Raw genomic sequence first — 25,201 nt, forward strand, 5'->3', positions numbered from 1 at the left:
GGTCACGGCATGGCGCGCACAAGGAGGTGGCGTTGTCGGTGCACGGGACGGCTCCGGGGGGCATGGCCGACGTCGTCTGGCGGCTGCGCTCGCGCGGCTGCTGGCAGGAGGCCGCGGATCTGCTCCGCCCGCAGGCCGGACGGGATCCGGCGACAGCCCTGCTACGGGCCGAACTCCTCATCGAGCAGTGCCTGTTCACCGCCGACCACTGGGAACGCGCGGAGGACGCGCTGCGCCAGGCCGAGGCCGGCGTGGCGGGCACCGAGCACCGGGCGGCGGCGTCCTGCGCCCGCGGGTTCCTGGCGTACGTGGCGAGCGTCCTGGGGCGCCGCGACCGGGTGGACGAGGCGCAGGCGGCACTCGGCCGGACCTCCGCGCTGCTGCCGCCGAAGGCGCCGGGCCGCCCGCTGCTGGACTTCCGGCGCGGCCTGGTCGCGGAGAACCTGATGCACGACCCGGTCGCCGCGCACAGCGCGTACGCGCGGGCGCACGAGGGGGCCCGGGAGCGCGGCGACGACCTGCTGCGCTCCTCGACGTGGCGTCACCTCGCCGGTCTGGCCCAGTCCGCGGGCGACCTGGAGCGGGCCCGCGAGGGCTTCGGCGCCTCGCTGCGCCTGCGCGAGCAGCTCGGCTTCACGGTCGGCGTGGCCCCGGCCCTGGCCTCCCTGGCCGAGGTGTCCGAACCGGTCGAGGCGGAACGCCTGCGCGCGGAGGCGGCCCGCCTGGTCCAGGCGCTGGGCGGGGTGCCGGTGTGGCTGGCGCGACGGCTGGGCCAGATCCCGGCGCAGGCGGCTCCTCCGGACGGGCGTACCGGGAGCGACCTGCCGCGCGGCATCAGCTAAGGTGAGCCTTACCTTTCCGGGTGGCGTGCCGTCCCGGACGGGTTCACCGCGCCGTGCCCGGGTTCCGCCAGCCCGGGGTACCCCCAGGGAGCCTCCGCGTGACCGTGCGCCAGGTCGAGCAGTGCCCCCCTCCGTCCGTCGACCCGCCACCCTGCCGGGGCAGTTACACCCGGCTCGGCGCCGTCTTCCCGGACCTGCGGATCCGGCGCGCCGCCCCGCGCACCGGCCCCGGCTGGACCACCGCCGCCGCCCTCGCCGCCGACCCGGCCGCGCTCGACGCGATGATCGCCCACGACGAGCGCCTCGGCGTCGACCTGTACGGCGCGGCCCCCCGCCCGGACGTCACCGCCGGCTTCAGCCTGCACCGCTACGTCTGGCCGGTCGCGCTCGCCTTCACCCTCCCGTGGTTCCTGGAGCGCCGGGTCCCCCGGCTCCCCGCCGACCGGGTCGCCATCAACCGCACCACCGGCGAACTCACCGTCCGCCCCGCCGCGTTCTCCTGCCTCCCGGACGACCCCGCGGCCGGCCGCCCCGACGCGCGGCCGGTCCCCGACCGGGCCGCGCTGGACGACGCGCTGCGCACCGCGCTCGCCGAGCACCTCACGCCGGTGCTGGACGCCTTCCGCCCCCGGATGCGGCGCGGCCCGCGCACGCTGTGGGCGATGGCCACCGACGACGTGGTGGACGGCCTCTGGTACCTCTCCACCCTGCTCGGCGAGGAGCCCCGCGCGGTCGCCGCACTCGACGCCCTGCTGCCCGGCACCGGCGCCGCGGCCCCGTTCGTCGGCACCCCCGGCTTCCGCGAGGAGGACGGCGCGCGCACCCGGACCCGGGTCAGCTGCTGCCTGTTCTACACGGTCCGCCCGGCCGAAGCCTGTTTCAGCTGCCCGCGCAGTAAATAGATCTGACGATATTTCGATTTCCCGTTCGGAATTCCCCCCTAACGGTGGATCACCCCCGGATCCGGTCATCGCCTCCGCATTTCTCCGCCATGATGGTCCCCGCCGTCACGACGCGGAAAGCGAGGCTTGATCAGGTCATGAGACTGTCGGACATACCGCTGGGCTGGGCCGTCACCGGAGTGGCCGCCCTGGTCGTCGCCGCCGTACTGCTGGCATTCGCCCGCAGCCGCGCCGGAGCCGTCGCCGCCCACGGATCGGATTCCTGGGAACGCGCGGAAGAACGCCGCCGCCGCACCGAATCCCTCTACGGCGGTGCCTCCTACCTCCTGCTGTTCTGCTGCGCCGGGGTCGCCGCCGCCCTCTCCTTCCACGGGCTGGTCGGCTTCGGCGAGCAGAACCTCGGCCTCTCCGGCGGCTGGGAGTACCTCGTGCCGTTCGGCCTGGACGGCGCCGCGATGTTCTGCTCCGTCCTCGCCGTCCGGGAGGCCAGCCACGGCGACGCCGCGCTCGGCTCGCGGATGCTGGTGTGGCTCTTCGCCGCGGCCTCGGCCTGGTTCAACTGGGTGCACGCCCCGCGCGGCGGTACCCACGACGGCGCCCCGCAGTTCTTCGCCGGCATGTCGCTCTCGGCCGCGGTGCTCTTCGACCGCGCCCTCAAGCAGACCCGCCGCGCGGCGCTGCGCGAGCAGGGGCTCGTCCCCCGGCCGCTCCCGCAGATCCGCGTGGTCCGCTGGCTGCGGGCCCCGCGGGAGACCTACGCCGCGTGGTCGCTGATGCTCCTGGAGGGCGTCCGCACGCTCGACGAGGCCGTGGAGGAGGTCCGCGACGACAAGCGGACCGCCGCCGAGAACCGCGAGCGCCGCCGGTTGGCCTCCCGCCGGGAGCGCGCCGAGATCCGGGCCATCGGCCGCCAGCCCGGCGGCTGGCGCCACCGCAGCGCGCGGCAGCTGGAAGCCGCGTCCGCGTCCGCTCCCGCACCCCCGACGGAGCCCGCCATAGCCCCGGCCGGACTCCCCGCCACCCCGCCCCGCCGCAGCATCGACCTCACCCCGGACGAGGACACCGTGACCCTGCCGCGGCTGGACTCCCTGGAGCAGAAGCTCAAGGACCTGGAGCAGCAGTTCGGGTGAGGTGCTTTCAGGTGCCTAGCCGGTGAGCTCGAACCACATCCGTTTGCCGGTGCCGCGGGGCTCGACGCCCCAGGTGTCGGCGAGGGCTTCGACGAGCATCAGGCCGCGGCCGGACGAGGCCTGCTCGCCGGGGGTGCGGCGGGTGGGCCAGAGGTCGGACTCGTCCTCGACCTCGACGCGCAGGCGGGTGCGGCCGCCGTCCTGGTAGAGCCGGGCGGTGAACATGGCGTCGCGGTCGGTGTGCCGGATCGCGTTGGTGACCAGCTCGGAGGACAACAGCTCGGCGGTGTCGATCAGTTCGGGCACGCCCCAGCGGCGGAGCGCGTCGCGCAGTTCGCCGCGCAGTTCGGAGATCCGGGCCAGGTCGGCCTGGCCGATCCGGCGGCGCAGCTGCTGCGCGGCGCGGCCGCCGGCGGGCCCGTCCCAGCGGAGCAGCAGCAGGGCGATGTCGTCCTCGCGTTCGCTGCTGTCGGCGGCCTGTGAGGCGATCCGGTCGGCGAGTTCCTCCAGCGGCTCGCGGGGGGACTCGCCGATCGCGGGGAGGTGCCCGGAGACGGTGCGGCAGAGGCGTTCGAAGCCGGTGTCGAGGTCCATGTCGCGGGCTTCGACCAGGCCGTCGGTGCAGAGCACGACGGTCTCGCCGGGGTCGAGGCTGAACCGGGTGACCCGGTACTCCTCGTCGGGGGAGACGCCGAGCGGGAGGCCGCCGGCCACCGGGACGGTGTGCGCGGCGCCGTCGGCGCGGCGCACGACGGGGTCGAGGTGGCCGGCCCGGACGGCGTAGACCACGCCGTAGTCGACGTTCACCTCGGCGTAGGTGCAGGTCGCGAAGTGGTCGGTGTCGAGGTCGGCGAGGAAGCGGGAGGCGCGGGCCATCACGGCCGCCGGCGGGTGGCCTTCGGCTGCGTAGGCGCGCAGCGCGATGCGGAGCTGGCCCATGATGCCGGCGGCGTGCACGTCGTGGCCCTGCACGTCGCCGATGACCAGGCCGACGTGGCCGCCGGGCAGCGGGACGACGTCGTACCAGTCGCCGCCGATCTGCAGGCCGGAGCCGGCGGCGAGGTAGCGGACGGCGGTGGTGACGCCGGGGACGGCGGGGACGGTGCGCGGGAGCATGACGCGCTGCAGGCCGGCCGCGAGTTCGTGTTCGGCGTCGTGCAGGCGGGCCCGGGCGAGGGACTGGGCGACCAGGCCGCCGAGGGTGGAGAGCAGGGTGCGCTCGTCGGCGTCGAGTTCGCGGTCGCCGTCGAAGGAGACCACGCACACGCCGATCGGACGTCCGCTGGCGATCAGCGGGAGGAAGGCCCAGGAGGAGCGGCCGCTGTCGGCGGCCCAGTCCCAGGCCTCGGGGTAGCGGGCGCGGTACTCCTCGCGGGAGGAGATGAAGATCGGGGCGCGTGAGCGGATCGCCTCGGCGGCGGGGTGGGTCGCGGCCAGCGGGCTGCGGTCGAACTGGTCGCTGAGCGGGCTGCCGTAGCCGGTGGAGCCGAGCAGGGAGATCCGGCCGGCCTCCAGCGAGGCGAGGGCCAGGCCGTCGGGGCCGAGGCCGGGCAGCGGGAGCTCGGTGAAGACCCGGGCCACGTCGCGGACGGTCACGGCTTCGGAGAGGGCGCGGGCGGCTTCCTTGATGAAGCGGGAGCGCTCCTCGCGCAGCACGGCGAGTTCGTCGGCGCGCTCGCGCTTGTGGAGTTCGACGGTGGCGTCCCAGACGAAGCCGACCATCCGGGAGGGGCGGCCGAAGGCGTCGGCCAGGACCCGGCCGCGGAAGCGCACGGCGTGCAGCTCGCCGTTGGGGAACACGGTGCGGTAGTAGGCGCCGCACTGGCCGAGTTCGGCGACGGCGCGTTCGACCCGGCGGCGGACCACGGGCGCGTCCTCGGGGTGCAGCATGGCGAGGAAGGCGCCGGAGGTGCGGTCGAAGGGCTGGCCGGTCAGGCCGAGGATGGCGCAGGCCCGCTGGTCGCCCTCCAGGAGGTCGCGGCGGATGTCCCAGTCGAAGGAGCCGATGCCGTTGGCGGCCATCGCCGGTTCGAGCCACTCGGGGGTCGAGTCCCCGGACCGGGTGGACAGGCCGCGGCCGGCCGGGGGGATCAGGTGTCCGGCGGCGAGTCCCGGGGCGGTGCGCAGCGGGTTCGCGGCGGCGGTGTTCCTGCTGGCCTGGGCGGGCGGGGTGCGGCGGGCGGGCCCAGGCGCCTCGGGCTCTGTGGCCATGCTTCTCCTGCCGGTGCCTGCCTGGCGGCCCCTGGGTGTCCCGTATCCCTTACTGGGCCGGCCGGACCGCGATGGTTGCGTGTGCCTACTGGCACACATTCTCACTAGCCTCTCGTATGTTCGGCAATGCGGCAATGCCGGTGGGCCGGACGGTGTCGATCGCACACGATCGCACCCGGCACATTCATCCCGCCAGGGGCATATTCACCCGGCCGATGGGTGGCGGTGGGACGACCCTGCGCCCCCGGTCAGGCGATGGACAGCTCGAACCAGGTGACCTTGCCGTCGCCGCGCAGCTGCACGCCCCAGTCGTCGGCGAGCGCCTCGACCAGCAGCAGGCCGCGGCCGGAGGTGGCGGTCTCGCCGGGGTTGCGGCGGCCGGGCAGCCGGGTGGTGTGGTCGTGCACCTCGACCCGCAGGCGCTGCTCGCCGGTGAGCACGGCGTCGAAGACCGCACTGTGGCCGGTGTGCACGAGGGCGTTGGTGACCAGTTCGGAGGTGAGCAGTTCGGCGGTGTCGGCGAGCTCCGGCACGCCCCAGTGGTCGAGTGCGGCGCGCAGGCGGCGCCGGATCGCGCCGACCGCCGGAAGGTCGGCCGGGTCGAGTGCGGCGTGCAGTCTTCGGTGCAGCGTGCAGCCCGGCTCGTGCACCGGCGCGGGGCCGGACGCGACCCCCGGGTGGTCGATCTGCTCCTGGTGCGAGGCCGAGCGTTGCCGCGGGAACCTTGCCTGACCGTCCATCACCCTCGTACGCCCCCGCCCTTGTTCGGACGGCCGTCCCGGTCCCCCACCGGTCCGACGGCCGCTTCTTGTCATCCTCATGCCCATTCCGCGGCGTTTGCAACAGTGCAGTGGTGCGCCGGGTGGGGTGAACGGTGCTCGGGGGCGCGCGATCCCCGCGCTCCGGACCCCCGCGCCCGGGAGTGCGGCGGCCGCACGCCCCCGGCTCGGCGCGCCTCGCCGAACCCGACCGCGCCGGTCTCCGGCGGCCGTCCCGGGCGCCGTTGTGCCCCCGGAGTCCCGGCAGCCCGCCGCGCCGCGGGCGTCCTGGCGGGGGACGCTGGACATGGCGGTCGGGCGCGGGTTGAATGGGGACCACCGAGTTTGAACGCCGTTCTAAACTCTGTACCGACCACCCTCCGCTCCCCCTCAAGCGAGGCACCGTGCGACTGACTCCCACCGAACGGGACCGGCTGCTGATCTTCACCGCGGCCGAACTGGCCCGGGCCCGACGCGCCCGCGGCGTGAAGCTCAACGTCCCCGAGGCGACCGCGCTGATCGCCGACACCGTCTGCGAGGCGGCCCGCGACGGCCGTCGGCTGGCCGAGGCGATCGAGGCCGGCCGCAGCGTGCTCGGCGCCGACGACGTCCTGCCCGGCGTGCCGGACGTGGTGACGGTCGTCCAGGTCGAGGCGGTGTTCGAGGACGGCACCCGGCTCGCCGTGGTCAACGACCCGTTCCGGGGCGCCGGTTCGCTCGGCGACGGGGCGCCCGGGGCGGCGCTGGCCGGCGCCGGCGAGGGCTACGACCCGGTCGAGGAGGCGCTGCTGCTGCCGGTGCACAACACCGCCGCGGTGCCGATCTCGGTGACCTCGCACTTCCACTTCTTCGAGGCCAACCCGCGCCTGGCCTTCGACCGGGCCGCCGCGTACGGCACCCACCTGGCGGTGCCGGCCGGCTCCTCGGTGCGCTTCGACCCGGGGCAGACCGTCGAGGTCGGCCTGGTGCCGATCGGCGGCGCGCGGGTGGCGATCGGCTTCGCGGGGCTGGTGGACGGCCCGCTGGACGCGCCCGGTGCGAAGGAGGCGGCGCTCGCCAAGGCCCGCGCCACGGGCTACCTCACCGAGTTCGACGACGCCGAGGTGGAGTCGTGAACCCCCGGTCCACCCCCACCGAGCGAAGCGAGGACGCCGCATGAGTGCCATCACCCCACACGACTACATCTCCGTCCACGGTCCGCGGGCGGGCGACCGGGTCCGGCTCGGCGACTCCGGGCTGATCGTCCGGGTGGAGTCGGACTCGCAGGCTCCGGGCGACGAGTTCCTGGCCGGCTTCGGCAAGACCGCGCGCGACGGGCTGCACCTGAAGCCCGCGGCGGTCCGCGACACCTGTGACGTGGTGATCTCCAACGTGCTGGTGATCGACGCGGTGCAGGGCATCCGGAAGACCTCGATCGGCCTGATCGCCGGCCGGATCGCCTCGATCGGCCGGGCCGGCAACCCCGACACCCTGGACGGGGTGGAGGTGGTCGTCGGCACCGGCACCACGATCGTCTCCGGCGAGGGCCTGATCGCCACCGCCGGAGCCATCGACACCCACGTCCACCTGCTCTCGCCCCGGATCATGGAGGCTTCGCTGGCCTCCGGCGTGACCACGATCATCGGCCAGGAGTTCGGCCCGGTGTGGGGCGTGGGCGTGAACTCGCCGTGGGCGCTGCGGCACGCGTTCAACGCGTTCGACGCGTGGCCGGTCAACATCGGCTTCCTGGGCCGGGGTTCGTCCTCGGACCCGGCGCCGCTGGTGGAGGCGCTGGCGGAGGGCGGGGCGTCCGGCTTCAAGGTGCACGAGGACATGGGCGCGCACACCCGGGCGCTGGACACCGCGCTGCGGGTCGCCGAGGAGTACGACGTCCAGGTCGCCCTGCACACCGACGGCCTGAACGAGTGCCTGTCGGTCGAGGACACCCTGGCGGTGCTGGAGGGCCGCACCATCCACGCCTTCCACATCGAGGGCTGCGGCGGCGGCCACGTGCCCAACGTCCTCAAGATGGCCGGCGTGGAGAACGTCATCGGCTCCTCCACCAATCCCACCCTGCCCTTCGGCCGGGACGCGCTGGGCGAGCACTTCGGCATGATCGTCTCCGCGCACGACCTCAAGGTCGACCTGCCGGGTGACGCGGCGATGGCCCGTGACCGGATCCGGGCGGGGACGATGGGCGCGGAGGACGTGCTGCACGACCTCGGCGTCATCGGCATCACCTCCTCCGACGCCCAGGGCATGGGCCGGGCCGGCGAGACCGTGCGCCGCACCTTCGCCATGGCCGGCAAGATGAAGGCCGAACTCGGCCCGCTCGACGGCACCGGTTCGTACGGCACCGCGGAGGGCGGCGACGACAACCAGCGGGTGCTGCGCTACATCGCCAAACTGACCATCAACCCGGCCATCGCGCACGGGCTTTCGCACGAGGTCGGCTCGATCGAGATCGGCAAGCTCGCCGACATCGTGCTCTGGCGCCCCGACCACTTCGGCGCCAAGCCGCAGCTGGTGCTGAAGGCCGGCTTCCCCGCGTACGGCGTGGTGGGCGACCCGAACGCCTCCACCGACCGCTGCGAACCGCTGGTGCTGGGGCCGCAGTTCGGCGCGCACGGGGCGACCGCCGCCGACCTGTCGGTGGCCTTCGTCGCCCAGGCCGCCGCCGACTCCGCCTATCTGGACGTGGCAGGCGACCAACTGCCCACCCGCAGGCGGCGGGTGGGGGTGCGCGGGACGCGCGGCATCGGGCCGCGGTCGATGCTGCGCAACGCCCGGATCGGCCACGTCGAGGTCTCCGAGACCGGACTGGTCTCGCTCGACGGGGAGCCGCTGCGCTCCGAGCCCGCCGAGTCGGTCTCGCTCAGCCGCCTCTACTTCCTCTGACCCCTGCTCCCCTCCCCCGCTTAGGACTTGGCCTCATGACCTCCCCCACCCCCGCCGTTCTCGGCTTCCGGATGCCCGCCGAGTGGCACCCGCACGAGCGCACCTGGATGGCCTTCCCCACCGCCAACCCGACCTTCGACAGCGCCGAGCAGCTCGACGCGGCCCGCCGCGCCTGGGCCGAGGTCGCCAACACCATCGTCCGCTACGAGCCGGTCACCCTGGTGGTCAACACCGGCGAGACCGACGCCGCCCGCCCCTACCTCTCCCCCGAGGTGGAGATCGTCGAGCGGCCGCTCGACGACGCCTGGATGCGGGACATCGGCCCGTCCTTCCTGATCGACGGCAAGGGCGAACTCGCGGCCGCCGACTGGGTGTTCAACGGCTGGGGCGCCCAGTCCTGGGCCCGCTGGGAGCACGACCAGCACATCGCCGAGCACATCAGCGAGCTGACCGGTGTGCGCCGCTTCGCCTCCCGGCTGATCAACGAGGGCGGCGGCATCCACGTCGACGGCGAGGGCACCGTCCTGGTCACCGACACCGTGCAGCTCGGCGAGGGCCGCAACGCCGACTGGACCCGCGAGCAGGTCGAGGCCGAGCTGCACGCCCACCTCGGCACCACCAAGGCCGTCTGGCTGCCGCGCGGACTCACCCGTGACTACGACGAGTTCGGCACCCGCGGGCACATCGACATCGTCGCCTCCTTCGTCCGCCCCGGCGTCGTCGTCGCCCACGTCCAGCCCGACCCGTCCCACCCCGACCACGCCGTCTGCCAGGACCTGGTCGCCATCCTCCGCGCCGCCACCGACGCCCAGGGCCGCCCCCTGGAGGTCATCGAACTCCCCGCCCCCACCGTCCTGTTCGACGAGGACGGCGAGCCGGTCGACTACTCCTACATCAACCACTACGTCGCCAACGGCGCCGTCGTCCTCTGCGCCTTCGACGACCCCCGCGACGAAGAGGCCAAGACCATCCTCGAGAAGGCCTACCCCGGCCGCACCGTCGAACTGGTCGACGCCCGCGAGATCTTCGCCAACGGCGGCGGCATCCACTGCATCACCCAGCAGCAGCCCCGGGCCTGACGCTCCGTCACCACCGATGCCACCGGGCCGGGAACCTCGCAGGGGTTCTCGGCCCGCGGTGCGGAGTGCGAGTCAACCGCGCGGTGCGCGGGACGCAGGCGAGCGGCGCCACCGCGGCGACCCGCCAGCCGGTCTCCTCCTCGACCGCGCGGGCGGCAGCGGTCTCCAGGCTCTCGCCGTCTTCGACCATGCCGGACGGGATCTCCCCGTTCCAGGTGTCGGTGGCGAAGCGGTGCCGCCGCACCATCAGCACCTCGTCGCAGTCGTCGAGCACGACGGTGGCGGCGACCGGCGCGAACCTGACCAGGGGATTCACCAGGGGCTGCGGTAGACGGGGCGGCTGCCGTGCACGGTCCACTCGCTCATGTGCGCGATCGTCCCACGCCTACTGACGACGTGTCAGCGAGGGCGTCGCCGGGGCCGCGGCTGCGCGTTCGGCGCGGCGGCGGGCTTCCATGGCGGTGAGGGTGCGGGTCAGGAAGGCGTCCCAGCAGTCGCCGTCCGCCGTGGGGGTGAGGTCGGTGCCGGCCGTGCACCGGCGGCAGGTACTGCAGGGGCGGTAGCGGTACTCGGCTTCGGCGGTCATGGCGGGGTGCCTCTCTTCGCGGGGTGACGGGGGTCCGGCCGGGGGTGTTCCTCGTCGTCCTCGACCTGGGCCCAGACGACGGTCTCGCCGTCGGCGGTGACCGAGCCCCAGCGGTCGGCGGTGCGCAGCGCCCGGAGCAGCTCGCTCCAGAGCGGGTCGTCGACCGGGGGGCTGTGGATGGTGATCCGGGTGGTCCCGATGCCGTGGCGCACCTCGGCCTGCACACCGGACGCCTGCTCGATCGCGGTCCGCAGGTCGGACGCGCGCGTGCTGATCTGCACCAGTCCCCCAGTACGCGTAGAGCTCAGGTCTACACGTAGAGTAGTGCCACGCGGGATACTGTGTCACCAATCGGCCGGACCCGCCCCTCCAGGAGGACAGCCCATGACCACCAGCGGGCCCTCCGCCTATCTGCAGGTGGCCGAGCAGATCCGCGACCGGATCGCCGCGGGCGAGTACCCGCCGGGCAGTCAACTCCCGTCGCTGGCCGAGCTGCAGAGCCTGTACGGCTACTCGCACGGGGTCGGCCAGTCCGCGTACCGGCTGCTCGAGCAGGAGGGCGTGGTCCTCGCCAAGCAGGGCCGGGGCTACTTCGTCCGCTCCCAGGAGCCGCGCCGCAAGCTGGTCCGCCGCAGCCCGGCCGACGGTGCGTCAGGACCGGACACCGCCGCCCTCGCCGACCAGGGCGTCACCGCCTCCTGGCGCAGCCAGTCGACCACCGAGGCGGCGAGCCCCGCCGTCGCCGAACGCCTGGCCGTCGCGCCCGGCGACCCGGTGATGCACACCTCCTACGTCTACCTGGCCGACGGCGAACCCTCGTACCTCGCCGAGTCCTGGGAGCCGATGGCCGTCACCGGCCAGGCGCTGATCGTGCTGCCCGAGGCCGGCCCGCACGGCGGCATCGGCGTCGCCGCCCGGATGGCCGTGATCGGCATCGAGGTCGGCGACCCGGTCGAGCGCCTCACCGCCCGCACCCTCACCCGCGCCGAGGCCCAGACCCTCGGCCTGCTCCCCGGCGCGCCCGTCCTCGCCGTCGAGCGCACCCACTACGACCGTGCCACCGGCCGCCCCGTGGAGACCGCCGACCTGGTCCTGCCCGGCGACCGCTGGATCTCCGAGTACGGCCGCCGCCCGGAGGAAACCTCGCGGCACCGGCCTGGCTTCCCTGATGGTCAGTCAAGCGCCGGAAGTCATGCTGGGTGAGACGAAACTGGCGGTCACTAACTGTGTAGCATCACGTTCACGCCGCCGCATCTCGCGCGGCTTCGCCGGAGAGGCCCTGGCCGACTCTGCCATACGCTGCTCATGGCCGCTGGCGTGATTCGGCGACGGCGAGCGGTCATGATGAAGAATGGTCTCCGTGACCTCCCAAGACCTTGCCGACATCCTGGGCACCCGCGAGACACCCTGGCTCGAGTTCAAGAGCACCGCGAAGCGGGCGGGCAGACGTGGTGACGCGATCGGGAACGCGGTGTGCGCCATGGCCAACGACCTAGCGGGACATGGCGGCGGCGACATCCTTGTCGGTGTGGATGACAGGGGGAAGCCGGTGGACGGTGTGGACACCAGTGACCAAGCGCTGCTCGCACTGACCGACCTCCGCGACGACGGCCGGATCCTCGACCGTCCGTCGTTCACCGTCGCGGAAGGCATCTACCAGGGGAAGCCTGTGGTCCGCATCAGGGTTGAAGCGTCGGCCGCGCCGCCAGTGCGATTCGAGGGTGTCGTCTGGGTTCGCCCGGGTCCGACCACGCGTCGCGCCACCCGGGACGACGAACGCGTGCTCGCCGAGCGCCGACGCTTTGCGGACGGCCCCTTCGACACCTCGATCGTTCCCGGAGCCAGTCTGGGTGACCTTGATCTGGAGCTCTTCCGGAGTTCATACCTTCCGTCCGTGGTCGACCCGGACGTGATCGAGGAGAACGGGCGCCCGTTGCCCCAGCAATTGGCTTCACTCCACCTCGCCCGATCTGTCGACCATCCGGTGCCGACGGTACTCGGGTTGCTGGTCGTTGGCTTCGACCCGGGAAGCTTCGTCCCGGGTGCGTATGTGCAGTTCATTCGGTACCAGGGAATGGGCCTCGATTCGCCCATCGCCGACGACCAGGAACTCCGGCAGAACGTGGTCGACACTGCGGCGCGTCTGGAAGCGGTGCTCCGCGGACACCTCCGCACGCGGCTTGTAGAGGACGGCTTCCGCGAGGAACAGCGCCCCGAATATCCGCTCGAAGCCCTGCGGGAGGTCTGCATGAATGCCGTCATGCATCGAAACTATGAGACCTCCTACGCCCCGACACGAATCGCCTGGTTCGATGATCGAGTCGAGGTCACCAATCCAGGAGGGCCTTACGGCCAGGTTCGAAGTGATAACTTCGACCGGGTAAACGACTACCGCAACCCTTCCCTTGCCGCAGCAATGAAGTCGCTCGGCTACGTCAACCGATTCGGCCGCGGAATCGGTCGGATTCGGGCTGCGCTGGAGCGAAACGGAAATCCTCCCCCAGAGTTCCAAGTCGACGAGTCCTCGTGGGCGGTAACGCTGAGGAAGGCGCCATGACTTCTATCGCCCTCTTCAACAATAAGGGCGGCGTGGGCAAAACCACGCTGGCGTACCACCTGGCGCACATGTTCCAACGGATCGGCCTCCGAGTTCTGGCTGTGGACCTCGACCCGCAGTCGAACCTGACTGCTATGTGCCTCGACGAAACCGAGCTCGAGGAGCTATGGGAAGACTCGTCGGAGCTCATCCAACAGGGCGTGGCCGCTCGGGGTCTGCCCGCCACCGGTCGGGTGAGCCCTGGCCAGACGATCGCCGACGCCGTTCGCCCGATCCTCGAGGGCACCGGCGACATTCGGCAGGTCGAGCCCGCTCCGCTTGCTCCCGGCCTCTGGCTTCTCCCGGGCAGTCTCGAACTCAGCCGGTTCGAGGACAAGCTCTCCAACGAGTGGTTCAAGACGTACGCGGGAGACCTTGCGGCGATTCGGACGACGACTGCATTTCATCGGATTATTCAGGCGGCCGCCAGCTCAGTGAATGCAGACATCGTGCTCATTGACATCGGCCCGAACCTCGGCGCGATCAATCGGGCTGCGCTGCTGACCGCTGACACCGTTCTCATGCCACTCGCGGCAGACCTCTTCTCACTGAAGGGTCTGCGCAACCTAGGTCCGACACTTCGGAATTGGCGACAAGACTGGCGGGCGCTGATTCTTCCGCGAGTCCCTGGCAACATTTCAGCGCCCCGTGCGCTCATGCAGCCGCTCGGCTATGTGATCATGCAGCCCGAGATGCGGCTGGATCGACCCGTCAAGGCATACGCTCGCTGGCTGGAGCGCATCCCGTGGGTATTCGCCACGGCTGTGCTTGGCCAGGAGACTGCGCTTGCCGGAGATCGCACGTTCGAAATTGCAACCCTGCGGAACTACCGAAGCCTCATGCCGCTCGCGCATGACGCGCGAAAGCCGATGTTCGACTTGAAGCCAGCAGACGGCGCGCTCGGCAGCACACAGAAGTACGTTCAGACTTGTTTCCGGGAGTTCCGCGGCCTCGCCGAGACGATCTTGGCACGGCTGGCCGGAGATAGCGGCCGAAGCTAGGTCGTCCGAACATCGATCCAACACAAGACCTATCGACATCCGACGGAGATCGAATGCAGCTTGTGCCAGTCCAATCGTCAAACCTTGCCGCGGTGGGATATGAGCCGATGACGTACCTGCTTGAGATTCAGTTCCGAAACGGCACCGCCTATCAGTACTTCAACGTGCCTTCCGCCGTGCACCAAGGCCTTATGGAAGCGCAGAGTAAGGGCCAGTACTTCGACCACTTCGTGAAGAAGCCCGGATACGCCTTCAAACAGGTCCGCTAGTAGCATCGGGGAGCCGAGCGGGTGTCAGGGGGATGCCCGCCGACTCTTGGGGGAATCGCATGCGCACGCGCGCCAAGGGCTTCGCCGCCCTGCTGCTGGGATCCGTACTCGCCGTCACCGCCGCCGCGCCGGAGGCCGGCGCCACGCCGGTCCGCGGACTGGAGATCGGCGTCCCGGCCTACGTCTACCCGAACGACCCGATGCTGACCTCGGCGCAGGCCGCGCAGCCCGCGCCGTCGCTCGTCATCCTCAACCCGGGCAACGGCGACGTCCCGTTCGACACCTCCTGGCAGGCCCGCGCCGACGCGCTGCGCGGCCGGACCACCGCCACCGGCGGGAAGACCAAGGTGCTCGGCTACGTCCACACCGAGAACGCCACCCGCGACGTGAACGCCGTCCTCGCCTCGGTGCGCAACTACCTGGCCACCGCGGACGGCAAGCTGCACGTCGACGGCATCTTCTTCGACACCACCAGCCGCGACTGCGGCCCCGGCAACGCCAACCGCGACTACTACCTGAACCTGCGTCAGCAGGTGCAGGCGATGGTCTACGCGATCGACCCGAGCGTGCCGGAACTGGTCGTCGACAACCCCGGCACCGCCGTCGCCGACTGCTTCCTGGAGCCCGGCAAGCGCACCGCCGACACCTTCGTCACCTACGAGAACACCTACGCGAACTACACCGGCGGCGGCTGGCTCGGCGGCAACGTCTTCAACCTCACCGCCGGCTACTACTCCGGGGCCGCCTTCGACCCGGACGGCACCTCGTTCTGGCACCTGATCCACGCCGTCCCGAACGCCACCGCGATGCACACCGCCCTCGACACCGCCTTCGCCCGCGGTGCCGGCTACGCCTACGCCACCGACGACGTGCTGCCCAACCCCTGGGACGCCACCCCGAGTTGGGGCTTCGGCGCGGAGACCTCGTACGCCGCGACGATCGGCTGACCCGCCGTCACCCGCGCGGCGCCGGATCCCTCCACGGGGCCCGGCGCCGCGCCGCATTCGGCGCACACCCGGGCCCGGCGGTCGTGCGACCCGGCAGCCGACGGGGTGTCATGGGGGCATGACCACACACTGGCTGATCGAGTTCACCGACGAACTGATGCGCCTCACCGACGACCTCGACCAGGAGCAGGCCGCCGCCTTCGTCCGCAAGGTCTACCAGGCGGGCCGCGACGCCGGCCTCCGGGAGGCCGACGAGGGCCGCGAGCACGGCGGCTGGTGACCCCGGAGCGGCCCCCGCCCGCCCCGGTGGGGGAGACTTGGGCCGCGAACGATCGGAACACGAGGGAGAGCGGATGGCGCAGCCACGGACCCGCCGCCCGGCGCGCCCCAAGGAAGAGGTGTACGCGGCGGCCCGCACCGCCATCGCCGAACACGGGCTGGCCCGGCTCACCATGGCCGGGCTCGGCCAGCAGCTCCAGATGAGCGCGGGCCACCTGCTGTACTACTTCGGCAGCAAGGACCAGCTGCTGCTGGAGACCCTCCGCTGGAGCGAGGACCAGCTCGGCGAACGCCGCCGCCGCGAACTCGCCCGCCACGACCTGTCCGTGCCCGACCGCCTCGCCCGCTACGTCGACCTCTACCTGCCGGAAGGCCCCGGCGACCCGCGCTGGATCCTGTGGATCGAGGTGTGGAGCCGGTCCCCCGAGACCGCCGACCTGCGCCAGGGCCAGCTCGAGATCGAGGCGCCCTGGCAGGACGAGCTGACCGCGCTGATCACCGAGGGCCTCGCCGCAGGCGTCTTCACGCCCGTCGGCGACAGCCCGCCCGCGGACCGGGCCGCCCAGCTGCGCGCCCTGCTCGACGGCTTCGCGGTCCCGATCGCGGTCGGCCTGCCCGGCGCCGACCGGGTGGCCGCCGCCGCCCAGGTCGCCTCCGCGGCCCGGGCCCTGCTCGGCGCCTGACCGGCCCCGGGCCCGGCACCGGGGGCGATCGGTGCCGGCGCCTGACGGGCCGTCACTCGGTCCAGATCGCCGCCGCGGTGCGGTCGTCCGCGTAGCCCTTGGCGCGGACCTGGATCTGCCGCAGGAAGTCGACGCTGCCCGGCGGGTGCGGGTGCGCCCAGTGGCTGGACAGGAAGTGCGCGACCGCGGGCTCCTCGGCGATCGGCTCGGCCAGGCCCGGGGTGCACAGCAGCAGGATGTCCCCGGCGGTGGCCGGGACCAAGCGGAACCGGAACGGCCGGGCCGCGGGGCGCGCGGCGGGCGGCAGCGGCGGCTGGCCGTCCGGGTGGTGCAGCAGCCTGGCCGCGTAGGCGTCGATCCAGTGGCCCGAGCGCAGCAGGTACAGGCCGCCCGGGCCGGTGCCGAACGCCGCCCGGTGGGTGGCCGCCGGGTCCGTCGAGACCAGCAGGCAGTGCAGCGAGGCCAGCTCCTCGAGCGGCGCCTCGGCCTGCTCCAGCGCCGCGCCCTCGGTGGCGTCGCCCTCGGCCTCCCCGGCGGTCTCCGCCGCGGAGCGCAGCCGCACCGCCGCCTGCAGGGCGATCCGCTGCAGGCCGTAGCGCAACCGGTCGCGGGCGCCCGCCCGCAGGTCCGCCGACAGCGCCTCGCGGCTGCGGCCGATCGCCGACGCCAACTGCCGTGCCGCGTCGGCCGCCGCCGCGGAACCCCACTGCGCGTTGGCGCGCCGGGCCGGGGCGGCCAGCACCGCCAGCACCAGCCCGTCCTCGCCCTCGCCGAAACGGACCGTCAGCAGCGCGTCCCGGCGCGGCTCGCCCCGGTAGCGCGCCGAGTCCCCGCGGATCGACACCGCCCGCAAGGTGGTCGCCCCGAACTGGGCGCCCTCCAGCGCGGTGTCCGGCACCAGCGCCGCCAGGCTCTCCGGGTCGGCCGCCGGCAGCGCGGTCGGCTCCGCCTCGTACGTCGGCGGCCGCTCACCCACGTGCGGCACCGCCGCCGCCTCCGGCCGCCCCCGCCACGGCGCGGCCCGCTCGGGCTGCGCGGGCTGGGCGGGCACGGGCTGCGCGGGCACGGGCTGTGCAGGCGCGGCGGCGGGCGGTGCGGCGGCCTGAACGGGCAAGGGGGCCGCCAGCGGCTCGGCGGCGGGTGCCGGTGCGAGCTCGGCGACGGGCTCGCGGGCCGGTTCGGGCTCGGGCTCCCGCACGGGCACCGGCTCCGGGACGGGCTCCGGGGCGGCCTGATCGTGGGACAGCGCGGCCGGTGGCGGCGGCGGGACGAGCGGGAGGTCGGGGACGGTCGGCGTCGGCGCGGCGGGCCGGGCGGCTGGAACGGGCCCGGCCGACGGAGCCGGCCTGACCAGGTCGGGCTTGACCAGGTCGGGTGCCGGCGGCCGGACCTCGGGCGCTGGCCCGCGTTCGGGCCAGGCGGCCTGGGCCCAGCTGCGCGGCGGCGGGGGGACGGCGGTCGCCGGCTCGGGATCCGCCACCACCTCCGCCTCCGGCGGAAGGGCGGTCGCGGGCGGGTCGGCGGGGCGGCGCTGCGGGGCGATCAGTCCGGCGGCGGTGGTGAACCAGTCGTCCACGGTCGAGGTGTCGGCGACGGCGGCGGGAGTGTCGGGGAGGGTGCCGGCGGGGCCCTCGTAGACGGTGTGCCACCAGGCATCGTCGGGACGGGGGTGCCTGGGCGCGCCCTGGTCGTTCAACTTGGCCGCTCCTGATCCCTGGGGGTACCGAAGGTCACGTCATTCTCCCCAAGGACAACGACGGTGTCCGGGAATCGGAACATCGCGCGGACGCCCGGGGCGAGGTTCCGGCCACCCGCGCGGCAACTCGTTCGCAAGCCCGTCGAAACCGTCCCGAACAGGGCCGTCGGCCCCGGGCGGATCGGCCGGTCGGCGGGAAAATGAGAGGCCGAGGGGGGCATCGCTTCACCCGTCCGGCTGATTAATATGTGCGCATGGCCGCGCGAGGAACCACGACCCACACCCCGGGAGGACCCGCGTACGCGGTGCTTCGCCCGGTGGCGGTGCTGTGGTCCCTGCTGCTGGCGGCCCTGCTGGCGCTGCTGCCGTGCGCGGCCAGCGCCCGCACCCTGAGCGCCCCGCCGTCCGGCCCGCAGACGCCCGTCACGGCCGCCGCGCGGGCCGACGCCCTGGCGCTCCCGCAGGCGGCCACGGCTTCGGACGGCACCCGCGGCGTCGCGGTGCACCACCACGCGGTGGCGGTGGACGCGGTGGACGAGCACGGCGTGCCGTTCACCTGGTGCACCGCCGACGGCCAGCACCCGGTGCCCGGCAACGGCTGCTCCAGCCACCCGTTCTGCGGGCCCGAGTCGCAGCTGCCGAACGCCCCGCCGCAGCCCGGCGCGGTGACCCCGCCGCTGCTGGCGCCGCCCGCGCTGCCGGCCGTGCCGGCCTCCGCCGCCCTGGCCGGGCCCGACCACGCGCCCGACCTGCACGTACTCCAGGTTCACCGGTCCTGAGCGGAACCCACCGCCGACCGACTCCCCGCATCCGGGCGGTCGGCGGCTCCGCTGCCCCCACCACCCCGTAGACCGCCGTGCCGCGCACGGCGGGGACAAGGAAGACAGCCATGGGTTCCGCCTCCAAGCAGACCGGCCCGCAGTCCCAGCAGAAGGCACCGAAGCCCGGCAGCAAGGCGGCCAACCAGGCCGAGCGCCGCGCCCGGATCGCCGAGCTGCGCGCCGTCGAGCAGCGCCGCGAGCGCCGCAACAAGATCCTCACCATCAGCATCTCCTCGGTGCTGATCCTCGCGATGGCCGGCGGCGCGTCCTGGCTGGCGCTGGACGCCAAGCACAAGCAGGACAAGAAGGACGCCGCCGCCAAGGCCGAGCAGCAGGCCAAGGCCGACGCGGCGAAGGTGCCGATCGACGGTGTGAAGACCTTCGACAACCTCACCCGCAACCACGTCACCACCCCGGTGACCTACCCGCAGACCCCGCCGGTCGGCGGCGACCACAACCCGATCTGGCTCAACTGCATGGGCAACGTCTACGACCAGCCCGTGAAGAACGAGAACGCGGTGCACTCGCTGGAGCACGGCGCGGTCTGGGTCACCTACAACGGCAAGGCCACCGCCGACGACATCAAGAAGCTCGGCGACAAGGTCAAGGTCACCCCGTACACCATGATGAGCCCGTACCCGGACGAGCAGGGCACCATCACGCTGAGCGCGTGGGGCACCCAGCTGGTGGTGGACAAGGCCGACGACCCGCGGGTCGAGCAGTTCTTCACCAAGTACGTGCAGGGCCCGCAGACCCAGGAGCCGGGCGCCTCCTGCAGCTCGGGCACGATGTGACCGGCGCCCAGGCGGACCTGACCGCCGAGCAGTCGGAGGCGACGGACGGGCGCGCGCCCGCCGGGCGTTCGCGGCGCAGGCTGTGGTGGCCCGCCGCACTGGCGGCGCTGGTCGCGCTCGGACTGGGCGTGCCCGCGCTGGTCGCGGGCGGCTCGCCGGCGTCGAGCACGGTCGCCGCGGCCGCCGCGCCGGCCACCGACTCGCCGGAGGCCGGGTTCGCCCGTGACATGGCCACCCACCACCAGCAGGCCATCGACATGTCGTTCATCGTCCGCGACCGCACCCAGGACGCGGCGGTGCGCACCCTCGCCTTCGACATCATCAACACCCAGGCGAACCAGCGCGGCATGCTGATGGGCTGGCTCGACCAGTGGGGCCTGACCCAGTCGACCCCGGCCAAGCCGATGGCCTGGATGGGCCACACCTACGACGCGCACGACGGCTCGCTGATGCCCGGCATGGCCACCAACGCCGACCTGGAGAAGCTGCGCACCCTCAGCGGCCGCGACGCCGAGGTGTACTACCTGCAGCTGATGATCAATCACCACCGCGGCGGCGTGGAGATGGCGCAGGGCTACGTGGACGCGGCCAAGAACGACGTCGAGAAGCGGCTCGCCCAGACCATGGTCAACGGCCAGCGCGCCGAGATCGACCTGATCACCGGCATGCTCGCCGAACGCGGCGCGCAGCCGCTGTCCTGACGGTCCGTCGACGCGTCCGAAGGGCGCCGTCCGGGGGGTTCTCCTCCGGGCGGCGCCCTTCTGCTGTTCGAGCCGACGTCAGGTACGGGTCGTCAGCACCGCCGCGAGGCCGCCGACGGCGGCCAGCAGGAGCAGGACGCCGCGGCCGCCGCCCGCCGGGCCGGCCAGGTGGACGGCGAGCACCGGGAGGGCGGTGCCGAGCGCGGTGCCCAGGCTGCGGACCAGGTTGACCAGCCCGCCGCCGACGGCCGAGCTCTGCGCCGGTATCGCCCGCATCACCAGCGCGTTGTTGGCGGGCAGCAGCAGCCCGAGGCCGTAGCCGGCCACCAGCAGCGGCAGCACGGTCAGGTACGGGCCGGGGGCCGGCAGCAGGGCGAGCAGCAGCAGTCCGGCGCCGGCCGCCAGCGCACCGCAGCGGCAGCGCACCGCGTCGCTCCAACCGCGCGGCAGCAGGCGGCCGCCGACGGTGGCGGCGACGGCGAACGCGGCGGGCAGCGCGGTGATCACCACGCCCGCGGTGGCGGACGCCACGCCCTGGTCGGCCAGCATCACCGGGCCGAGCACCAGCGGGCAGAACAGCAGCAGGTAGCCGATCAGGGCGACCACCAGGCCGGCCCGGATGCCGGGGGTGTTCACCAGGCCGGGCGGGATGATCGGACGGTCGGCGCGCTGCTCCTGCCGGGTCAGCGCGCGGGCGCCGACCGCGGCGGCGGCCAGCAGGACGGCCACCGCCCAGGCGGGCAGCGGCAGTCCGGAGGCGGCGGACAGCGCCAGCAGCAGGGCGGTGGAGGAGCCGGCCAGCAGGAGGAGTCCGGCCAGGTCGAACCTGCCCTCCACGGGCGCGCGTTCGCAGCCGTCGGGGTAGGTGCGCGGCAGCAGGAACCAGCCGGCCAGCAGGCCGAGCACGCCGATCGGCACGTTGATCCAGAACGCCCAGCGCCAGGACGCGTGCGCGACCAGCAGCCCGCCGAGGGTCGGGCCGAGGGCCAGGCCGAGGGCCTGGGCGGCGGCCTGGATGCCGAGTGCGGTGCGCATCGCCCGCTCGGGCACTCCGCGGGCCACCAGGGCGACGCTGTTGGCCTGCATCATCGCCCCGCCGACCGCCTGGACCGCCCGGCAGGCGACAAGCACCGGCAGGCTGCCGGCCACTCCGGCGCCGAGCGAGGCGGCGGCGAAGACCGCGAAGCCGCCGAGGTACATGGTCTTGCGCCCGGCCAGGTCGGAGAGCCGCCCGACCGGGGCGAGCAGTGCGACCAGCACCAGCAGGTAGGCCAGCGACACCCACTCGACCTGGGCGAAGCCGGTGTCGAAGTGCCGTTCCAGGGCCGGGAAGACCAGCGACGTGACGCTCGCGGTGAGCTGTCCGAGGAAGGCGCCGAGGCAGACCGTCCCGACCGCCAGCCAGTGGGCGTGCGGCCAGCGCGCCACGGCCCGGGGGCGGGGGCGTTCGACCAGCAGCAGGGTGTCGAGCAGGCGGGTGCCGGCGGCGGGGTCAGCCATACGGGCAACATATCTGCTGCCGACATAATCGCTCAAGGAGCAGTTCCCGGTGCGACAGAATCGTTCATCGAGCGTTCCGGTGACGCCGCCAGTGCCCCGACCGGCGGCTGACTACCGCGCTGGTCAGCGAGTGGACGCTCGGTGGACCCGTCGTCGCCGACCGCTACGCTGTCGGCCATGTCCTCGCAACCCCAGTCCGCGTCGCGCCCCTCCGAGCCGATCGGTGACGGGCCGGCCGGTGACGGGCCGGCCGGTGACGGGTCGGCCGGTGACGGGTCGGCCGGCCGCGGGTCGGCCGCGCCGGACGCCGAGGCGCTGGCGCGGGCGCAGCGGCTCACCGATGTGATCACCCGCCTGCGAAGGGCCCTGCGCAGCAGCATCCGGACCGACTACCCGTGGGAGTCGCTGCCGATGGCGCAGGTGGAGCTGCTGCAGACGCTGGCGGTCGCGCCGATGCGGGTGGGCGAGCTGGCGGCCCGTCAGCGGCTCGCCCCGAACACCGTCTCCGGTCTGATCGGCAAGCTGCTGGACGCGGGCTTCGTCGACCGCCAGCCCGACCCGGGCGACCGCCGCACCGCGCGGATCGCCCTCACCGAGGCCGGCCACCAGCAGCTCCGCGACTGGCAGGGCGCCCACGAGCGCCGTCTCGCCGCCGCCCTGGAGAGCCTCGACCCGGCCGACTACGGTGCCGTCATGCACGCCCTCCCCGGCCTCGACCGGCTCGCCCACGCGCTCGCGGGCAACACCGCCGTGACGCCCGGGGAGCAGTAGGCAGCACGGAGCGGAAAAGGCGGAGGGACTCGCGGCCGGCACCACGGCAGCGAGTCCCTCGCACGTCGACGATCCGTCAGGCGGCCGCCCTCTCGGACAACCACATGGGCGTCCAGGCCTCCGTGGTCCGCTCGGCGGGGGCCGGGGCGGTTGCCGCGGCGATCGGCGCGGCGGGGACGGTCAACAGCGCGGCGCAGCAGACGGCTGCCACGGCGACGGCTCGTATCACGCGGATTTCGCTCTCTGGGGCATACGAGTTTTCGGGAGGGTTTTCCCGCCCGTTCACCCTATACCAACCTCGCGGAGCTGATCCGTCCGCCCGGGGGCCGTGGTATGACCGCCGGGACGGGTCCCCGACTAGGACGCCCGATGGCCTTCCGACAGGAAGTGATCATGGCCGACTGGTAATTCACCGAGATTGACCGGGCCGGCCGCTTCGGCCCGCCCGAGGAGGTACCGGCAGCGTTCCACCACCGCGTCCGCCTCGTCGAGCCGCCCCAGCCGCAAAAGGAATTCGGCCAGCACCGACAGGCTCGCCAGCTCGTCCTCGGCCGACTCCGCCTCGCGGGCCAGGTCGGCGGACAACCTGAGGTGACGGACCGCCAGGTCCTGTCGGCCGAGCCGGACTTCCGCCTCGCCGAGGCCCCGGAGCGCGGCCGTCCGCTCGGCAGGCGCCTGGATCGATTCGGCGATGGCGAGTGCGGCGGAATACTCCTCGGCGGATTCCGCGAAACGGCCCTTGGCGCCCAGTGCGCGGCCGCGGGAGTTCCTGGCGATCGCCTCGTGCCGCTGACTTCCGATGTCCCGGAAGGTGGTCACCGCGGAATCGAGGTGCCGGATCGCGAGGTCGAATTCGTCCGGCAATTCCAGGGTGTCGGTGAGATTCATCCGGGCGGTGGCGAGGTCGAAAGGCGGGAGAACGCCTTCACCGGCGGTCGAGACGTACTCGAATGACTGTCGCGCCTTCTCCTTCTCGCCGAGGTCGAGATAGAGCCCGCCGATGTTGTTGGCGAGCTTGAGCGCGGTGAGCCGGTCGGTCGTGCCGCGGAGTAGGGCGAGCGCCTCGGCCAGGCTGCGCACCGCGCTTCGGCGGTCGCCGAGCAGAGTCTGCAGGGTGCCGATGTTGCCGAGGCTTCGCACGGTCTCGCGGTCGTCCCCGAGGATCCGACGGATCTTCAGGACCCGTCGCTGGAGGGCCAGCGCACCGGCGAAGTCGCCCTGGTGCCAATGGAGTTCGGCGAGCCGCCCGATGGACTCCGCGGTGCCCTCCTGGTCCTGGGAGGCCCGCGCCAACGCGAGGGCGCGCTCGGCGGCGTCGGCTGCCGCGGGGTAGCGCGAGACCCTCGACTCGATCGCGCCGAGGGCGAGTTGCGCATGCAACTCCGGCCGGTCGGCACGCTCGGCGCGCCACCAGCGGACCGCCTCCCGGTGCATCGCGTGCGCCTCGCTCCACAGGCACTCGGCATCGAGGTGGCCGGCCAGCAGATGGGCGAGCCAGGCCGCGGATTCGCGATCACCGGACCGGCGCAGGTAGGCCTCGAGTGCGATCAGAGAACGCGTCTCACTCTTGAACCAGGAGGGGAGATCATCCTCACTCGGGGGTTCAGGACCTGACATTCGGTCAGCTTGGTACGCGTGCGGTTGATGGTCGGCACGGGGCAGTCTGAATCGCCTGGGAAAGCACACCCGGTCCGCCCGGTCCGCGCTCTCCATCAGGTAATCGACCAGCCGTCGGATTGCCGCACGGCGATCCTCCGGGGCATCCGCGCGGGCCGCCGCACCCTCGGCGAATTCGTGCACGAGATCGTTGAAGCTGTACCGCTCGGCAGCGTGTTCCATCAGGAGATGAACGGAGATCAGGCTCTCCACGAGCTGCTCGGCCTCCTCGACCGGGCAGCCGAGCAGCGCCGCCGCGGCGTCCGTGCCGAAGTCCGCACCCGGGTAGAGACTGAGCAGGCGAAGGGCCCACCGGCCATCAGCCGGCAGTCCTAGGTACGACTCCTCCAGCAGCCCGGTCAGGCCGACCTGGCCGTGCCGCAGTTCGCCGAGTCGCCCGTGCTCCCGGCGCAGTCTGCGGACCAGCACCTCCAGGGACCAGGACGGCCGTGACCGGAAGCGGCTCGCGACGATCTCCACCGCGAACGGCAGCCCCCCGCACCGGCCGACCACCTCGGCCACCGCCGCCTGGTCGGCGGCCCGGTCGACGCCGACCAGACGGGTGAACAGCGCGGCCGCGGCGTCCGGCGGCAGCGGCTGGAGCGGAACGCTACGGGCGGCGGGCAGCTCGGTCAGCCAGTGCCGGCTGGTCACCACGACGAAGGAGGCCGGAGCGGCCGGAAGCAGCGGACGGATCTGGTCCGGGTGGTCGGCGTCGTCGAGGACCACCAGCGCGCGCTGCTCCGCGAGCAGTTCCCGGCAGTGCGCGGCGAGGTCGTCCGGGTCCAGCGGGATCTCCGGCGCCGGAACGCCGAGTTGGCGCAGCAGTTCGGTGGCCGCCTCGGCCGCGGTGAGCGGGCGCCGGGCACCGGCGCTGCCGCGCAGCCGGAGGAAGCAGCGGCCGTCCGGGAAGTCGTCGTGCACCTCCCGGGCGGCGGCCAGCGCCAGCGCGGTCTTCCCGACGCCGGGCATCCCGGTCACCACGGCGACTCTCGGCCCGTCGGCGCCCGCGTCGGGGCCGCCGCCGCGCAGTGGGGGCGGGGGGGGGGGCGCCCCCCCCCCCCCCCCCCCCGCCCCCCCGGGCCCCCCCCCCCCGCGCCGC

Annotated in this window: 25 protein-coding genes; 17 read left to right on the plus strand and 8 right to left on the minus strand. The window is 73.3% G+C overall.

The annotated features are described in order from the left end of the window. The first annotated feature begins 62 nt into the window (after positions 1–62). The 3 genes from AB0K51_RS11960 (at position 63) to AB0K51_RS11970 (ending at position 2,874) form a co-directional block, all read left to right on the plus strand. Positions 63–842, plus strand: coding sequence for a hypothetical protein (locus AB0K51_RS11960; protein WP_363453353.1), 780 nt, complete (start codon positions 63–65; stop codon positions 840–842). 98 nt (positions 843–940) lie between these two features. Further along, positions 941–1,744, plus strand: a complete 804-nt coding sequence (locus AB0K51_RS11965; protein WP_363453305.1) for a (2Fe-2S)-binding protein — start codon at positions 941–943, stop codon at positions 1,742–1,744. A gap of 137 nt (positions 1,745–1,881) precedes the next feature. Beyond that, entirely contained in the window at positions 1,882–2,874 is a 993-nt protein-coding gene (locus tag AB0K51_RS11970) for a DUF2637 domain-containing protein (protein ID WP_363453307.1), read from the plus strand. Positions 2,875–2,889: 15 nt separating this feature from the next. Here the strand turns inward: AB0K51_RS11970 and AB0K51_RS11975 are convergent, their stop codons facing one another. Then, positions 2,890–5,085, minus strand: a complete 2,196-nt coding sequence (locus AB0K51_RS11975; protein WP_363453309.1) for a SpoIIE family protein phosphatase — start codon at positions 5,083–5,085, stop codon at positions 2,890–2,892. A 248-nt stretch (positions 5,086–5,333) separates the two neighbouring features. After that, positions 5,334–5,825 carry an ATP-binding protein gene (locus tag AB0K51_RS11980; RefSeq protein ID WP_363453311.1) on the minus strand — a complete coding sequence of 164 codons (492 nt, stop codon included), beginning with the start codon at positions 5,823–5,825 and terminating at the stop codon, positions 5,334–5,336. 422 nt (positions 5,826–6,247) lie between these two features. Here AB0K51_RS11980 and AB0K51_RS11985 point away from each other — a divergent pair, with 422 nt between their 5' ends. The 3 genes from AB0K51_RS11985 to AB0K51_RS11995 are packed head-to-tail and all read left to right on the plus strand — an operon-like array spanning position 6,248 to position 9,799. Next, a complete protein-coding gene (locus tag AB0K51_RS11985; protein WP_363453313.1) occupies positions 6,248–6,958 on the plus strand; it encodes an urease subunit gamma in 711 nt (236 codons plus the stop codon). Positions 6,959–6,998: 40 nt separating this feature from the next. Then, the gene (locus AB0K51_RS11990; RefSeq protein WP_363453315.1) at positions 6,999–8,720 is read left to right on the plus strand and encodes an urease subunit alpha; all 1,722 of its coding nucleotides are present in this window, start codon (positions 6,999–7,001) and stop codon (positions 8,718–8,720) included. Positions 8,721–8,755: 35 nt separating this feature from the next. Continuing rightward, positions 8,756–9,799, plus strand: a complete 1,044-nt coding sequence (locus tag AB0K51_RS11995; RefSeq protein WP_363453317.1) for an agmatine deiminase family protein — start codon at positions 8,756–8,758, stop codon at positions 9,797–9,799. 7 nt (positions 9,800–9,806) lie between these two features. Here AB0K51_RS11995 and AB0K51_RS12000 read toward each other — a convergent pair whose 3' ends face one another. The 3 genes from AB0K51_RS12000 to AB0K51_RS12010 form a co-directional block, all read right to left on the minus strand. Beyond that, complete coding sequence (locus AB0K51_RS12000; RefSeq protein ID WP_363453319.1) at positions 9,807–10,115, minus strand: NUDIX hydrolase; 309 nt, start codon at positions 10,113–10,115, stop codon at positions 9,807–9,809. Between the two features lie 69 nt (positions 10,116–10,184). Continuing rightward, entirely contained in the window at positions 10,185–10,385 is a 201-nt protein-coding gene (locus tag AB0K51_RS12005) for a hypothetical protein (RefSeq protein WP_363453321.1), read from the minus strand. Then, positions 10,382–10,666, minus strand: coding sequence for a hypothetical protein (locus AB0K51_RS12010; RefSeq protein WP_363453323.1), 285 nt, complete (start codon positions 10,664–10,666; stop codon positions 10,382–10,384). Before AB0K51_RS12010 ends, AB0K51_RS12005 begins: the two co-directional genes overlap by 4 nt. 103 nt (positions 10,667–10,769) lie before the next feature. Here AB0K51_RS12010 and AB0K51_RS12015 point away from each other — a divergent pair, with 103 nt between their 5' ends. From AB0K51_RS12015 to AB0K51_RS12045, 7 genes are all read left to right on the plus strand, one after another. Further along, the gene (locus AB0K51_RS12015) at positions 10,770–11,588 is read left to right on the plus strand and encodes a GntR family transcriptional regulator (protein WP_363453325.1); all 819 of its coding nucleotides are present in this window, start codon (positions 10,770–10,772) and stop codon (positions 11,586–11,588) included. Between the two features lie 148 nt (positions 11,589–11,736). Further along, positions 11,737–12,942, plus strand: coding sequence for an ATP-binding protein (locus AB0K51_RS12020; protein WP_363453327.1), 1,206 nt, complete (start codon positions 11,737–11,739; stop codon positions 12,940–12,942). Further along, positions 12,939–13,982: an AAA family ATPase gene (locus AB0K51_RS12025; protein ID WP_363453329.1), complete on the plus strand. Its 1,044-nt coding sequence runs from the start codon at positions 12,939–12,941 to the stop codon at positions 13,980–13,982. The genes AB0K51_RS12020 and AB0K51_RS12025 overlap by 4 nt, the downstream gene beginning before the upstream one ends. A 53-nt stretch (positions 13,983–14,035) precedes the next feature. After that, positions 14,036–14,251, plus strand: a complete 216-nt coding sequence (locus tag AB0K51_RS12030) for a KTSC domain-containing protein (RefSeq protein ID WP_363453331.1) — start codon at positions 14,036–14,038, stop codon at positions 14,249–14,251. 59 nt (positions 14,252–14,310) lie between these two features. After that, complete coding sequence (locus AB0K51_RS12035) at positions 14,311–15,198, plus strand: spherulation-specific family 4 protein (RefSeq protein WP_363453333.1); 888 nt, start codon at positions 14,311–14,313, stop codon at positions 15,196–15,198. Between the two features lie 118 nt (positions 15,199–15,316). Next, a complete protein-coding gene (locus AB0K51_RS12040; protein WP_363453335.1) occupies positions 15,317–15,478 on the plus strand; it encodes a hypothetical protein in 162 nt (53 codons plus the stop codon). Positions 15,479–15,551: 73 nt separating this feature from the next. Further along, positions 15,552–16,160 (plus strand): TetR/AcrR family transcriptional regulator, encoded by a 609-nt coding sequence (locus tag AB0K51_RS12045; RefSeq protein WP_363453337.1) that lies wholly within the window; start codon positions 15,552–15,554, stop codon positions 16,158–16,160. A 52-nt stretch (positions 16,161–16,212) separates the two neighbouring features. On the opposite strand, the gene AB0K51_RS12050 is transcribed toward AB0K51_RS12045, so the two are convergent. Further along, on the minus strand, positions 16,213–17,856 hold the full coding sequence (locus tag AB0K51_RS12050; RefSeq protein WP_363453339.1) for a protein phosphatase 2C domain-containing protein: 1,644 nt from the start codon (positions 17,854–17,856) through the stop codon (positions 16,213–16,215). Between the two features lie 254 nt (positions 17,857–18,110). On the opposite strand from AB0K51_RS12050, the gene AB0K51_RS12055 reads away from it, so the two are divergent. The 3 genes from AB0K51_RS12055 to AB0K51_RS12065 all read left to right on the plus strand — a co-directional run bounded on the left by AB0K51_RS12055 (position 18,111) and on the right by AB0K51_RS12065 (position 20,172). Further along, entirely contained in the window at positions 18,111–18,635 is a 525-nt protein-coding gene (locus AB0K51_RS12055) for a hypothetical protein (RefSeq protein ID WP_363453341.1), read from the plus strand. A 110-nt stretch (positions 18,636–18,745) separates the two neighbouring features. Continuing rightward, positions 18,746–19,471 (plus strand): DUF3105 domain-containing protein, encoded by a 726-nt coding sequence (locus tag AB0K51_RS12060; RefSeq protein ID WP_363453343.1) that lies wholly within the window; start codon positions 18,746–18,748, stop codon positions 19,469–19,471. A gap of 80 nt (positions 19,472–19,551) precedes the next feature. Beyond that, a complete protein-coding gene (locus tag AB0K51_RS12065) occupies positions 19,552–20,172 on the plus strand; it encodes a DUF305 domain-containing protein (protein WP_363453355.1) in 621 nt (206 codons plus the stop codon). A gap of 78 nt (positions 20,173–20,250) precedes the next feature. Here AB0K51_RS12065 and AB0K51_RS12070 read toward each other — a convergent pair whose 3' ends face one another. Beyond that, entirely contained in the window at positions 20,251–21,672 is a 1,422-nt protein-coding gene (locus tag AB0K51_RS12070; protein ID WP_363453345.1) for an MFS transporter, read from the minus strand. 177 nt (positions 21,673–21,849) lie between these two features. On the opposite strand from AB0K51_RS12070, the gene AB0K51_RS12075 reads away from it, so the two are divergent. Next, a complete protein-coding gene (locus tag AB0K51_RS12075; RefSeq protein WP_363453347.1) occupies positions 21,850–22,443 on the plus strand; it encodes a MarR family transcriptional regulator in 594 nt (197 codons plus the stop codon). Between the two features lie 357 nt (positions 22,444–22,800). Here AB0K51_RS12075 and AB0K51_RS12080 read toward each other — a convergent pair whose 3' ends face one another. Then, a complete protein-coding gene (locus tag AB0K51_RS12080) occupies positions 22,801–25,131 on the minus strand; it encodes a tetratricopeptide repeat protein (protein ID WP_363453357.1) in 2,331 nt (776 codons plus the stop codon). Positions 25,132–25,201 lie beyond the last annotated feature (70 nt).

This window comes from Kitasatospora sp. NPDC049285 (assembly GCF_040678815.1).
GTDB lineage: Bacteria > Actinomycetota > Actinomycetes > Streptomycetales > Streptomycetaceae > Kitasatospora.

Coding starts and splice junctions, on each gene's coding strand:
- AB0K51_RS12045 (WP_363453337.1), top strand. CDS start 15,552: ATGGCGCAGCCACGGACCCGCCGCCCGGCGCGCCCCAAGGAAGAGGTG.
- AB0K51_RS12055 (WP_363453341.1), top strand. CDS start 18,111: ATGGCCGCGCGAGGAACCACGACCCACACCCCGGGAGGACCCGCGTAC.
- AB0K51_RS12030 (WP_363453331.1), top strand. CDS start 14,036: ATGCAGCTTGTGCCAGTCCAATCGTCAAACCTTGCCGCGGTGGGATAT.
- AB0K51_RS11970 (WP_363453307.1), top strand. CDS start 1,882: ATGAGACTGTCGGACATACCGCTGGGCTGGGCCGTCACCGGAGTGGCC.
- AB0K51_RS12020 (WP_363453327.1), top strand. CDS start 11,737: ATGGTCTCCGTGACCTCCCAAGACCTTGCCGACATCCTGGGCACCCGC.
- AB0K51_RS12005 (WP_363453321.1), bottom strand. CDS start 10,385: ATGACCGCCGAAGCCGAGTACCGCTACCGCCCCTGCAGTACCTGCCGC.
- AB0K51_RS11975 (WP_363453309.1), bottom strand. CDS start 5,085: ATGGCCACAGAGCCCGAGGCGCCTGGGCCCGCCCGCCGCACCCCGCCC.
- AB0K51_RS11980 (WP_363453311.1), bottom strand. CDS start 5,825: ATGGACGGTCAGGCAAGGTTCCCGCGGCAACGCTCGGCCTCGCACCAG.
- AB0K51_RS12025 (WP_363453329.1), top strand. CDS start 12,939: ATGACTTCTATCGCCCTCTTCAACAATAAGGGCGGCGTGGGCAAAACC.
- AB0K51_RS12070 (WP_363453345.1), bottom strand. CDS start 21,672: ATGGCTGACCCCGCCGCCGGCACCCGCCTGCTCGACACCCTGCTGCTG.
- AB0K51_RS12035 (WP_363453333.1), top strand. CDS start 14,311: ATGCGCACGCGCGCCAAGGGCTTCGCCGCCCTGCTGCTGGGATCCGTA.
- AB0K51_RS12060 (WP_363453343.1), top strand. CDS start 18,746: ATGGGTTCCGCCTCCAAGCAGACCGGCCCGCAGTCCCAGCAGAAGGCA.
- AB0K51_RS12075 (WP_363453347.1), top strand. CDS start 21,850: ATGTCCTCGCAACCCCAGTCCGCGTCGCGCCCCTCCGAGCCGATCGGT.
- AB0K51_RS12015 (WP_363453325.1), top strand. CDS start 10,770: ATGACCACCAGCGGGCCCTCCGCCTATCTGCAGGTGGCCGAGCAGATC.
- AB0K51_RS11990 (WP_363453315.1), top strand. CDS start 6,999: ATGAGTGCCATCACCCCACACGACTACATCTCCGTCCACGGTCCGCGG.
- AB0K51_RS11995 (WP_363453317.1), top strand. CDS start 8,756: ATGACCTCCCCCACCCCCGCCGTTCTCGGCTTCCGGATGCCCGCCGAG.
- AB0K51_RS11960 (WP_363453353.1), top strand. CDS start 63: ATGGCCGACGTCGTCTGGCGGCTGCGCTCGCGCGGCTGCTGGCAGGAG.
- AB0K51_RS12040 (WP_363453335.1), top strand. CDS start 15,317: ATGACCACACACTGGCTGATCGAGTTCACCGACGAACTGATGCGCCTC.